Genomic DNA, 11,890 nt, shown 5'->3' on the forward strand with positions numbered 1-11,890 from the left:
CCCCCCGGAGAAGCCATGCAAAAACTCTATGTGGCTATGGTGGGGCTGCCTGCGCGCGGCAAATCCACCTTGGCCCGGCGCATTCGTGACGGACTCGCCGCCGAGGGCATCCGCGCCCGCCTCTTCAATAACGGCGATGTACGCCGCGCCCGTCTGGGCGCGGCCTCCACCGACCCGGATTTTTACAACCCCGACAATACGTACGGTCGTCTGGCCCGCGAACAGATCTGCCGCCACAACATGGAGCTGGCCCGCCAGTGGCTCGCCCCGGAAGGCGGCAACGGCGATGTGGCCATTCTGGACGCCACCAATGTGAGCCGCGCCCGCCGCCGCCTTATGGAGGGCACCCTCACCGACCACCCTCTGCTCTTCATCGAATGCCGCAACGAGGACCAGGAACTGCTGCGCGCCTGCATCCGCCGCAAAACCGCCCTGCCCGAATATGCCGGCTATACTGAGGAAGCCGCCCTGGAAAACTTCAACAAACGCATTGGCTACTACGAGCATATCTACGAACCCCTGCGCCACGAGAAGTTCTGGCTGCGCGTGGATTCCACCGCCAACCGCATCCTGGCCGAGCACCCCCGCGAAGGCTGCGCCTACTACCCAGCCATACGCGAGATCGTCGTCAGCGTCTGGGTGCACTGCCTTTACCTGGTCCGCCACGGCCAGACGGAATTCAACCTGCAGGGCCGCATCGGCGGCGACCCGCCCCTCACCACGCAGGGCGAAGCCCAGGCCGCCGCTCTGGCAGAACATTTACGCGACCGCCCCATCCACTGGGTCTTCACTTCCACCCGCCAACGGTCCCACCAGACCGCCGCGCCCCTGCTGGCGCAGCGCCCCCAGACCCACGTCATGGCCTTTCGCGAATTTGACGAGATCTGGGCCGGCGACTGCGAGGGCCTGCGCTACGCCGAAATACGTCAACGCATGCCCCAGGTGGCCAGCGCCCGCAATGCCGACAAATACGCCTTTGCCTACCCCAATGGAGAAAGCTACGCCATGCTCCGCGACCGCGTCCAACGCGGTTTGCGCCGCGCCCTTTTCCTCGCCGGAGACACGCCCTTGGTCATTGTGGGGCACCAGGCCATCAACCGCGTGCTCCTGGCCCTTTTCCTGCGCCAGCGCAAAGAAGACATCCCCTATATCTATGTGCCGCAGGACCAATACTACCACATATCCCTCACGCCCCGCCGCAAGGTTTTTGAACGTCTGCCGTATACGCCGGACAGAGGTGCTGGGGAGGAAGATTTTGCAGGTGAGGACGAAGGATAAAGAGGGGACTGTGCCGCACTGCCATCAAAGCCCGCCCCTCCTACTGTGCCACACTGCCATCAAAGTCCGCCTGCCCCTCCTACTGTGCCACACTGCCATTAAAGTCCGCCTGCCCCTCCTACTGTGCCACACTGCCATAAAAGCCCGCCAACTCTTCTTCGGGAGTTGAGCGCGGCATAAAGGGGTGTAGTCGCGCAGCGGCACACCCCAGCCGCGCCGGACACAGGTACGCTGCCGCCTAACCAACATAGGGCAAAAACTGACGGCAAACGCACGGAGAACCTGCGAGGGCATGAAGAACGCCGAACACGGGACACGGCAGGATATTGGGGCTGTGGGGCCTGCGGCTGTTACGCCCGGCATAAGGGACGCGGTCGCGCAAGCGGCGCGTCCCAGCCGCGCCGAACATGGCGGGGCTGTCTTGAAAAGCGGGGGGTTATGGGGGGTGTGGGGGGCCTAAGGGGGGGCGCAGCCCCGCCCTTGGCCCCCTGCCCTCGCCGGAGGCGGCCCAAACGCTGTACGCAGAAAAGCCGCCATGCCCGCAGGGCAACCAGCCTCCCCGGCCAGGGTACTCCCTTTACTGCATATCCTTTCGCGCAGCCCCCTCGCCGGAGGCGGCCCAAATGCCATAAAGAAACCAAACCGCCGCGCCCGCAGGGCAACCAGCCTCCGGCAGAATCTCCCCCGCCTTCCGGCGGAACACCCAGCCGCGCAGCGCCCCCCTCCGCCCCCGGCGGAACCCCCAGCCCCGCAGCGGAAAGTCACCTCAAAACTGGTACAAAAACGCTGGCGCGCCGCCATCCGCCAGGCCGGCCACGGCGTCGACATTCAGGCCGAGCCAGGTCTTGAGCGTGCGGGAAAGCCAGGAGCCGCGTTCCGGCGGTGCAAGCAAAGGCCGCTGCGCGGACACCTGACATTCTTTGGCCAGCCACTCCAGGGCGTCGTGGCGGTCGCCCAGGGCGTCCACCAGGCCCAGGTCCAGGGCTTCACGGCCTGTGTAGATCTTGCCGTTGGCCAGGGCTGCGGCCTTGTCCACGGGCATATGCCTCCCTTGCGCCACAATGCTCACAAACTGGCGGTGCATGTCCTCCAGCACATCAGTAAGATAGCGCCGCTGTTCCGGGGTCAGGGGCCGCAGATAGGAACCAGCATCCTTATACGGAGCCGTAGTAAGGGTTTCCTGCCCCAGGCCCAGCTTCTGCAGCAGGCCCTGAATCTGCGGGATATCCATACGCACGCCGATGGAACCGGTGACGGTGGAGGGATTGGCGAATACGCGCCGTCCCGCCATGCTGACCATAAGCCCGCCTGAGGCCGCCAGTGAGCCCATGCTGACGACCACGGGCTTTTTTTCGGCCAGTCGGGCCAGAGCTGTGTAAATTTCCTGCGAGGCCGCAGCGCCGCCGCCGGGCGAATCCACGCGGACCAGCACGCCTTTGACGCCGGCGTTGCGCTCCAGCTTGCGCACCCAGTCCAGGGTAGGTTCGGCGCTGAGGATGGGGCCGCGCACAGTAACCAGGGCCAGGCGGTCATGACTGCCCAGACCGTCTTCCGGGAAAAAGGCGTAGCCCAGGGACAGGAGCAAAAGGACAAGCCCGCCCCAGAACAGCAGAGGATGCCGCAGCCGGAAGGGCGGCCGCAGCAGGCTGCGCCAGATTGAGGCCGGAATCTGCGCCAGGGGACAGCCCATGGCGCAATCGGCCTGGGGGGCCTTTTGCAAGGACGCGGCCGGGTCGGCGAGGGGAGGCGTCATGGTCAGGGGGGCTTCGCCTGCGTGGGGATTCGGGGCGTTGTCGGTGGGAGATGCGGACGCAGCTGCGTCGGGGGGAAGTATGCCGCTCATGAAGGGGCCTTTGCGCGTGCGGCGCGGTTACAGGTAGGGGGAAAAAATCCAGCAGGCGGCGTTGCGCAGCCGCTTGGGCAGGGAAAAACGGCGCAGGTCATGGGTGGTGCATTCTGTGCCGCGATTGATGGCCGCATCGATATGCGCGGCAATGGCGTCGTGGGCCTTGGCGTCGAAGATTTCCATATTGAGCTCAAAATTGAGGCGCAGGCTGCGCGCGTCCCAGTTGGAGGAGCCGATCTGGCTGTAATAGCCGTCCACGGCCAGCAATTTGGTGTGGGCGAAAGGGGGAGGCTGGTACCAGACGCGCACGCCGGCCTCCAGCAAGGTGGGCAACAAACGAAAGGTGGCCCAATGGACGTAGAAGAGATTGTTTTTGGCGGGCAGCACAATGCGCACGTCCACGCCGCGTTGTCCGGCGGAACGCAGGGCGGCCACCAGGCCGTGGGAAGGCAGAAAATAGGGGGTCATGACGCGCACGCTGTGGCGGGCGGCATTGATGACCCCGCAAAAGATGTCGCTCAGAGGATCGTCGTCGGAGCCGGGGCCGTCCATGATGATGCGGCAGCGGCTATTGCCCCTGGCCTTCGTGCTGGGGGGCGGCAGGGGCGAATACTGCCCGGTGCAGAAACCCCAGTCCAACAGAAAGGCCCGGCGCAGCTGGTCCACAATGGGGCCTTGGCAGCAAAAGTGCACGTCCTGCACATAGCCGCGCTTGCCGCTGGTGAGGTTTTCGTCGGCAATATTCATGCCGCCGGTAAAGCCTGTCTGGTCGCAGACCAACAGCTTGCGGTGGTTGCGCAGGTTGATGCTCAGGTTGGGCGGCAGCAGGCGCGGGGGCAGAAAGACGGCCACGCGCACGCCCTGGCGAGCAAGTTTTTTCCACGGACGGCGCAGGGAATAGAGCTGGCCCACGCCATCCACCAGCAAGCGGACGTCCACGCCTCGGGCCGCAGCGGCGGCCAGGGCCTCGCAAAAGGCCGTGGCGCTTGCGCCGGCGTTGAAAATGTAGGTGGAAAGATAAACCTGATCCTGCGCCGCGTTGATGGCCTGCAGCATGGCGGGATAGGCTTCGTCGCCGTTATGCAGGGGGGTGATGGCGTCGCCCACGCTGAGGTGCTGTGCGGTGAGCACGCGCCCGATGCGCTCCATACTGACGATATTTTCGGGCACAGGGCCGGGCGGCTTGCGGGGCAGGGGCGGGTGCGCGTAGTCCGGTTCCAAAGGGGCCTGCCGCTGCATGATGCGCGTGGCCCGGCTCTCGGCCCGGCTGATGCCAAAGGAGGCGTAGAGCAGCGGCCCCACCAGGGGCAGCAGGAGGGCCGTGACCGTCCAGCCCAGGGCCGCGCGCGGGTCGTGTTTGGTAAGTAAGGCGTGCCCCACGGCCACCCAGGAAAGGGCGTGTACGGCCAGGATGGCAAAATATTCCACTATATCCCACATGAGAAACCCGGCCCGCCGCCAGCAGCGGAAAGAACGCCCGCCGCAACGGTGTAAGGCAGATTGCCGGCGCGGCTGCGCGCCGGAGCGGACGCCGTAGTTTTGAGAATGCACCTTCTCAAAACACATCCGCCCCCAGTAAACCAGAAAAGGCCCTTGAAGACCAGTCCGCCTTCTGTGGAGGAGTCCGCCACCGCGACCTTGCGCCCATGCGGCCCTCGGCAAAAAGCATCGGACGCGCCGAAGCGCCGCTTCCTGCCGTCGCCCGCAACGGCAAAAACGCCTCGGCCTTTGGGGCCGGGGGGCGCTCTCTGCGGTTCTGCGAAGGAGAACGAGGGGCGTTCCCTTCCCCCGCACACTGCGCCGGCATCGTTACCGCTGCTTCTCTATTTTTGCTCTTCTGCTTTGGCGAGGCCCTCACTCTGGCCGAAGATGATCAGTTCCATCCAGTCCAGGGCGAAGTTCAGGGCGGCCACATCGCCTTCTTCGCTGTCCTGCATGACGGCTTCGCGGCGGGCTGCGTCCACCTCCACGCGGGAAAAGATACGCATGCGCTCGACGAGTTCGCGGAATTTGTCCAGCTGATAGAGGCAGAGCACAGCCATGGTGGTCATGCGCTGCTCCAGGGGTTTGCCCGTGGCGCGCACCATGGCCATAAGGCGCATGTAGCGGTCGTTGGCGGCGTTGTAGGGGGCCAGGCCCTGGTTCTCAAGCCACTGGGCGGCGGTGCGATCCGTGCCCTGGTCAAAGCCGTGGCAGTGGGGTTCGCGCACCACAAAGAAGCGCTCGGCCACGCCGTTCTCGGCCATCTTGGTGCCCCGGCCCAAGGGGTAAAAGCGACAAGCGCCGGGGCGATTGTCGTAGACGGAACAGCCCACGGGGCTCACAAAAGGACAGGGCTCGCCGGGGCCTTCAAGCATGCGCAGCAGGGGCAGGGGAAAGCCCGTGTCGGGGAAGGTGCGCATGCGGGTGAAGGAATTGAGGAAGTCCTCGCTGCCCAGGCCCAGGTGGCGGCGCAGGCGCAGCACGTCGTAAGGGGTCAGGGGCAGGGTCAGTTCCGCACAGCAGCGGTTGAAGCAGGGCACTTCCGGGTTGCAGTCAAAGCAGAACGTCGTGCCGGGGGCCAGTTCAGGCAGATTTTCCATAAACTCGCGGCTGGCGTCGTCAGAAGACATGGTCATGGGGGCTCCTTGCGGTGCGCTGCGCCGCCGGATGGGGTGGGGCTGCCTTTGTGCGGGACAGGGGGCTGCCGGGGGGGGATCAGATGACCTTGTTCAGGCCGTATTCGATAATGCCTTCGGCTCCGGCCTGGCGCAGGCGGGGGATGAGGTCACGCACCACGTCGATCTGCACCACGGTTTCCACAGAAAGCCAGCGCGTATCGCGCAAGGGGGCCACGGTGGGGGAGTTGAGGGAAGGCAGCATTTCAAGGATGGCGTCCAGGTTGGCGGCCGGCGCGTTCATTTTGAGGGCCACAAGGTTTTCGGCCCGCAAAGCGCCCTGCAGCAGCAGGTTAAGCTGCTCCACCTTGGCGCGCTTGCGCGGGTCCTGCCAGGCGTCCTTGTTGACGATGAGCACGGGGTAGGAGCGCATGACTTCATCAATGATGCGCAGGCCGTGGGCGCGGATGGTGGTGCCGGTTTCGGTGACCTCCACAATGCCGTCAGCCAGGCCTTCCACCACCTTGGCCTCGGTGGCGCCCCAAGAATAGAAGACTTCCACGTCCACCCCGGCCTTGGTGAAGTAGCGGCGGGTGAGGCCTTCCACTTCAGTGGCGATGCGTTTGCCCGCCAGATCCTGAGGCTTCTGGTAGGGGGAATCGCCGGCCACGGCCAGCACCCAACGGCAGGGGCGGTTGGAGGTTTTGGAGTAGACGAGGTCGGCCACGCGCACCACCTTATCCTCGTGCTCGCGCTCCACCAGCCAGTCCAGGCCGGTGATGCCCGCGTCCAGCACGCCGGCGGCCACATAGCTGCCGATTTCCTGCACGCGGCAGAGAGAGGCGGCGATTTCGGGATCATTAATGTCAGGGAAATAGTTGCGCGTGTGCTTGCGGATTTTCCAGCCCGCGCGTTCAAAAAGATTGATGGTGGCTTCTTCCAGCGAGCCCTTGGGCACGCCGAGCTTGATGATGGGGGTAGTTTCCGCGCTCATGGGCTTGTTTCCTTATCCGCCATAGACTTTTTTGGGGTCAAAGACCTGCGGAGCGCATTCCCGCAGGCGGCCGTCCTTCCATTCCCGGTAGAAGCAGGAGCGCCGCCCCGTGTGGCAGGCCGCGCCGCCCTGCTGCTCCACCAGCAGAAGTACCGTATCATTGTCACAATCCAGCCGCAGGGCGCGCACTTTCTGCACATTGCCGGAGGTGCCGCCCTTGTGCCAGAGTTCCCGGCGGCTGCGGCTCCAGTAATGGGCCTCGCCCGTTTCAAGGGTTTTGCGCCAGGCGTCCTCATTCATGTAGGCCAGCATAAGCACTTCGCCGCTCGCACAGTCCTGGGCAATGGCGGGCACCAGCCCCTTGCTGAAATCAGGAATAAAGTCTGCGTCGGGCGGCAACTGGGGCATGGGGGCGTTCTCCTTATAACCTTGCGTCAATGTAAAACGCTTTATTATAGTCGTTGCACCCGCAAGACGCAAGGGGTTGTGGCGGCCCTTGCGCGCCGCGGCAGACTGTGGCACATTGCTGTGTTAACAGAAACTCCAGAATAAGGCGGACTCGCCGCCGGGAACATACATGTCCGAACCTCACGACATCACAAGCGAAGTACAGCAAACCACGGCGGCGGAACAGCCCAAAGCCGCGCATAAAACAACAGAACAGCTTGAGAATATGGAAGAAATCGCCGTCAGCGAGCCTGAAGACGCTCTGCCCGGCGTCACCCTGGACGACCTGCCTGAGGCCGTGCGCGCGGCCTGCGCCCGCGCCGGCTGGCAAAGCCTCATGCCCGTGCAGTGCCTGGCCCTGCCCTATCTGCTGGAAGGTCGGGATATCATGGTGCAATCCCGCACGGGCAGCGGCAAAACCGGCTGCTACCTGCTGCCCATGCTGCCCCGGCTCGCGCCGGAGCTCAAGGCCCCGCAGGCCCTGGTGCTGACCCCCACCAGGGAACTGGCCGTTCAGGTAGAACGCGAAGCCGCCACCATTTTTGAAGGCACGGGCATCCGCACTGCGGCCGTCTACGGCGGCGTGGGCTACAAAAAGCAGATGGACGCCCTGCGCGAAGGCGCACAGCTCATTGTGGGCACGCCGGGCCGTGTGCTGGACCATCTGCTGCGTCGCACTCTGGATCTGGAATCCCTGCGGGAACTGGTCTTTGACGAGGCCGACCGCATGCTCTCCATCGGCTTTTACCCGGACATGAAGGAAATCCAGCGTTACCTGCCCCGCCGACGCATCCACACCTGCCTGTTTTCGGCCACCTATCCGCCGCATGTGCTCAAACTGGCGGAAGAATTTATGGCCGCGCCGTCCATGCTTTCCCTCTCGCAAAAAGAAGTGCACGTGGCCGCGGTGCAGCACCTGTTCTGTCAGGTCAAGCCCATGGATAAAGACCGCGCCCTGGTCCGCCTGCTGGAAACGGAAAACCCCGCTTCAGCTCTTATTTTTTGCAATACCAAGGCCAACGTGCACTATGTGGCCGGCGTGCTGCAGGGCTTTGGCTACAATGCCGACGAGCTTTCGGCCGACCTTGCCCAGGCACGGCGCGAAGAAGTGCTGGAAAAAATCCGCCAGGGTCGCCTGCAGTACCTGGTGGCCACAGACGTAGCCGCGCGCGGCATCGACATCCCCCAGCTTTCGCACGTTTTTCTTTTTGAGCCGCCCGAAGACCATGAAAGCTACATCCACCGCGCCGGGCGCACCGGCCGTGCGGGCGCGGCGGGCACGGTCATCTCTCTGGTGGACGTTATGCAGCGCATGGAGCTGGACCGCATCGCCAAGCACTATAAAATCGGCTTCATGGAGTTGCCCCTGCCCACGGATGAAGACGTGGCACGGGTGGCCGGCGCGCGCCTCACAGCCATTCTGGAGGCCCGCTTCCGCGCCCTCACCGGGCTGGAACGCATGCGCGTGGCCCGCTACGCCCCCCTGGCCCACGAACTGGCCACCCAGAACGACGAAGAAGACAATGCGCTGCTCCTGGCCATGCTGCTGGACGCCTGCCATCAGGAAAGCCTGCACAACAGCCGCTTCCCCGATCAAAATGCGCCGTCCCGCTCCCGCCAGCGCCCGCATGCGCCCAAACCTTCGCAACGTCAGGAAGACGCCGGGTCCGGCGAGGCCGCCGCACCGGGCACAGGCCGCCGCCGGCGGCGCTCCTCTCGCCGCCGCAAACCGGGCGACGCCCCCGGTACTGAAACCGCCTGAAATCCATGACCGCCACCGAAGTCGCGTCCAGCCCCGCCATCGCTTTTGTTTCCGCCGCCCCCGCCGAGGCGGTGCGCACGGCTCTGGACAATTTTGCGGCCCTGCTGGCGGACGCCGACTTCACGGCGGAGCTGGTGCTCTTACAGGTGAAAAGGCTGCAGGTGCTGCGGCGCAGGCAGATGCTTTTTGAACTGCGCGCCCTGTATATGGCCCTGTGGCGGCTGGCTTTGGGGCGCTCTTTTCCGCAGGACGCGGACGCCATGTTCGCCCAATTTCAGCGCGAATACCGCCAGAAGCGCAAAGACCGTCAGTGCGCCGGCCTGCTGACCCGCGCCCGCGAGTACTGGGGCATGCTGGAGCCCCGCGGCGACGCGGACTTCAGTCCTGTGGCCCGGCACATCTGCTCCTTCAGCCCACAGGACGAAAAACAGGCCAGAAACATGACCCTCAAGCTGGTGCTGCACATCCGCCAGCATTACAATTTCATCTTCGCCCGGCTGATCTGAGCCGGCCAAGACCGGGAATCTGCGGACCCATGAACATCGCACATACTGTGGCGTCTCTCGGCGCGCCCGCCGGTACGGGCGTCACCATCGGCAATTTTGATGGACTGCACCTGGGGCATCAGGCCCTTATCCGCCGCACGCTGGAAGTTTGCAGGCAGGACGGGCTTGCCCCTGTGGTGCTGACCTTCTGGCCCCACCCCCGGCTGGTGCTCTTTCCCGACCAGGGGCACATGCCCCTGTGCACCAGGCAGGACCGCCTGGACCGGCTGACCCAACTGGGCGTGCCGCAGGTGCTGGAGCTGCCTTTCGACCGCGACCTGGCCGCCCTGGACGCGGCCGCCTTTGTGCGCCGCTATCTGCTGCCCATGAATCTGCGCCGTCTGGTGGTGGGCTATGATTTTTCCCTGGGCCGCAACCGCGGCGGCCATGTGGACGTGCTGCGCAACCTGGGCGCGGAAGCAGGCTTCAGCGTGGAGCAGCTCGCCCCTGTGGTTGTGGACGGCACGGTGGTGAGCTCCACCGCCCTGCGCAGGCTCATCGGCCGGGGCGACGTGCGCGAGGCCGCCGTACTGCTGGGCCGCTGCCACGGCTTCAGCGGGCCCGTGGTTCACGGCGACGGCCGCGGCAAAGGGCTCGGCTTTCCCACCGCCAACCTCCAGTACCCGCAGGTAGTCCTGCCCGCCAGGGGCGTCTACGCCACCCGCGTAACCCTGGAAGGCCGCGTCTGGCCCTCGGTGACCAACGTGGGACACAAGCCCACCTTTGGCCGCAACGAGCTCACGGTGGAGGCTTTTTTATTGGAAAACTGCCCCGACCTCTACGGCCGGACCCTGCGCCTGGATTTTGTGGACCGCCTGCGCGACGAACGCCGCTTTGCCGACGCAGAGGAGCTTAAAGCCCAGATCAATGCGGATGTGGCCGCCGCCCGCCGCACGCTGGCGGCCGCTGCGCGGGGATAAACCGAGGACACGCCTATGGGAACTATTGTCTTGCTGTTTGTGGTAGGGCTGGTCGGCAGCGCTCTGTTTGACCACTTTAACCTGCCCGGCGGGGCCATGACCGGAGCCATGCTGGCTGTCATCCTGTTCAAAAGCATGGGCAGCGTCACCACGCCGCCCACGCCGCACTGGCTCAGGTTTGTGGTCTATGGCTGCGTGGGCGTTCTGGTGGGCAATATGTACAACCCCGGCATGCTGGAGGCGGTACGCGACACCTGGCCGGTGATGTTGCTTTCCACCAGCATGATCATGCTGGCAGGGATTATCTGCACCTGGGTTGTAGCGCGCAGCGGGGCGCTCTCCGTGGGCGGCGCGTATCTGGCCACCAGCCCCGGCGGCTTCAATGCCATGGTGGCTCTTTCGGGCGGCACAGGACAGGAAGCGCCCATAGTCATGGTCTACCATCTGGTGCGCATCTACACCATTGTACTGCTGGCCCCGCTGGTGGGCCGCGTGCTGGGGGTCTTCATCAAATAAAAAGGACGCCTTCAGGAACACGCTGCCCTCAAAGGCGTCCTTCGCCGTTTCGCAAGAAATCTACTTGAGGATGTACGCGCTGACGATTTCGCCGTAATAGGCGATATGTGCGTCCCGGTTGGAACCCACGGCAGAGCCGTCCACATCCTGCGGATAGCAGGCGTCCTTAAACTTTGGAGTCAGGGCGGCCAGATCCTGCTGCTGGCTGTAGACGACCTTGCATTCCAGCGTCAACGGAAACTCCCTGACGGCCGGCACGGACACGACCTCCGGCGCAACCAGCGTGAGCCCGGCCGCCTGGATCTTGTCCATATTCCTGCCGCACTTGCCCCCGCACACGCCGATGATTTTTTTGTCGTACGGACCCACCGGCACGTTGACGGTAAATTCCGGATTCTTGTCCAGCTGCTCCCTGGTAAAGCGGTGTTCGCGCACAAAGGCAATAAAAATGGGGGTCTGCCACTCAAGGCCCAGGGTTCCCCAGCCGATGACCATGCTGTTGACCTTGTCGCCGGCCTTGGTGGTGAGCAACACGCCCTTGGGCAGGGCCGCAAAAATGTCTTTGGCGTAGTCAAAAGGGACGATTTTCATTTTTTCCATTGGATGCACCATATTCCTGTTGCAAGAGGGATAATGCTTTGCCCACGGCGTCACTGTACCGCTTTTCCGCAGCGCGGCCAAGGGCGGCGGGGCGGCGTTGGCCGGGACGCAGCAGGGAATAATAAAACAAGCCCCACAAGGCGCGATAGGCCTTGCAGGGCTTTGTGGAGCCATATTCTGGCGGAGGGAGAGGGATTTGAACCCCCGTGGGGCGTAAACCCCAAATGGTTTTCAAGACCACCGCGATCAACCGCTCTGCCATCCCTCCGCAGCTCGCGCCGGGCCGCCGACACAGCCGAACCCGCCCGCAGAGCCCGCACAGCATACCCGGAACAGCCGCAATATTCAAATGAAAAGCGCGCGAACTTCCGCGCGCGCCCAACCC

Annotated in this window: 11 protein-coding genes and 1 tRNA gene; 5 read left to right on the forward strand and 7 right to left on the reverse strand. The window is 64.3% G+C overall.

What is annotated here, in order from left to right:
* The first annotated feature begins 15 nt into the window (after positions 1-15).
* Positions 16-1,278 carry a histidine phosphatase family protein gene (locus J7I12_RS08700; RefSeq protein ID WP_118229285.1) on the forward strand — a complete coding sequence of 421 codons (1,263 nt, stop codon included), beginning with the start codon at positions 16-18 and terminating at the stop codon, positions 1,276-1,278.
* Positions 1,279-2,044: 766 nt separating this feature from the next.
* Here the strand turns inward: J7I12_RS08700 and sppA are convergent.
* The 5 genes from sppA to hisI form a co-directional block, all read right to left on the reverse strand.
* Positions 2,045-3,121: a signal peptide peptidase SppA gene (gene sppA, locus J7I12_RS08705; protein ID WP_302548553.1), complete on the reverse strand. Its 1,077-nt coding sequence runs from the start codon at positions 3,119-3,121 to the stop codon at positions 2,045-2,047.
* Positions 3,122-3,148: 27 nt separating this feature from the next.
* On the reverse strand, positions 3,149-4,564 hold the full coding sequence (locus J7I12_RS08710; RefSeq protein WP_302413173.1) for a phospholipase D-like domain-containing protein: 1,416 nt from the start codon (positions 4,562-4,564) through the stop codon (positions 3,149-3,151).
* A 383-nt stretch (positions 4,565-4,947) separates the two neighbouring features.
* Positions 4,948-5,736: a YkgJ family cysteine cluster protein gene (locus tag J7I12_RS08715; protein ID WP_288908355.1), complete on the reverse strand. Its 789-nt coding sequence runs from the start codon at positions 5,734-5,736 to the stop codon at positions 4,948-4,950.
* A gap of 85 nt (positions 5,737-5,821) precedes the next feature.
* The gene (gene hisG, locus J7I12_RS08720; protein WP_118229287.1) at positions 5,822-6,715 is read right to left on the reverse strand and encodes an ATP phosphoribosyltransferase; all 894 of its coding nucleotides are present in this window, start codon (positions 6,713-6,715) and stop codon (positions 5,822-5,824) included.
* A gap of 12 nt (positions 6,716-6,727) precedes the next feature.
* A complete protein-coding gene (hisI, locus tag J7I12_RS08725) occupies positions 6,728-7,123 on the reverse strand; it encodes a phosphoribosyl-AMP cyclohydrolase (RefSeq protein WP_118229288.1) in 396 nt (131 codons plus the stop codon).
* A 169-nt stretch (positions 7,124-7,292) separates the two neighbouring features.
* Here hisI and J7I12_RS08730 point away from each other — a divergent pair, with 169 nt between their 5' ends.
* Genes J7I12_RS08730 through J7I12_RS08745 form a run of 4 tightly spaced genes read left to right on the forward strand, consistent with a single transcriptional unit; the run spans position 7,293 to position 10,905 of the window.
* On the forward strand, positions 7,293-8,924 hold the full coding sequence (locus J7I12_RS08730) for a DEAD/DEAH box helicase (protein ID WP_417038736.1): 1,632 nt from the start codon (positions 7,293-7,295) through the stop codon (positions 8,922-8,924).
* 5 nt (positions 8,925-8,929) lie between these two features.
* Positions 8,930-9,430, forward strand: a complete 501-nt coding sequence (locus J7I12_RS08735) for a hypothetical protein (RefSeq protein ID WP_288908347.1) — start codon at positions 8,930-8,932, stop codon at positions 9,428-9,430.
* Positions 9,431-9,459: 29 nt separating this feature from the next.
* Entirely contained in the window at positions 9,460-10,389 is a 930-nt protein-coding gene (locus tag J7I12_RS08740) for a bifunctional riboflavin kinase/FAD synthetase (protein WP_288908345.1), read from the forward strand.
* 15 nt (positions 10,390-10,404) lie between these two features.
* The gene (locus J7I12_RS08745; RefSeq protein WP_118229290.1) at positions 10,405-10,905 is read left to right on the forward strand and encodes an AbrB family transcriptional regulator; all 501 of its coding nucleotides are present in this window, start codon (positions 10,405-10,407) and stop codon (positions 10,903-10,905) included.
* Positions 10,906-10,965: 60 nt separating this feature from the next.
* Here J7I12_RS08745 and J7I12_RS08750 read toward each other — a convergent pair whose 3' ends face one another.
* Complete coding sequence (locus J7I12_RS08750) at positions 10,966-11,505, reverse strand: flavin reductase family protein (RefSeq protein ID WP_288908342.1); 540 nt, start codon at positions 11,503-11,505, stop codon at positions 10,966-10,968.
* A 178-nt stretch (positions 11,506-11,683) separates the two neighbouring features.
* Positions 11,684-11,773, reverse strand: a tRNA-Ser gene (locus J7I12_RS08755).
* Positions 11,774-11,890 lie beyond the last annotated feature (117 nt).

Source organism: Desulfovibrio diazotrophicus (genome assembly GCF_902498985.2).
Classification (GTDB): Bacteria; Desulfobacterota; Desulfovibrionia; order Desulfovibrionales; family Desulfovibrionaceae; genus Desulfovibrio; species Desulfovibrio legallii.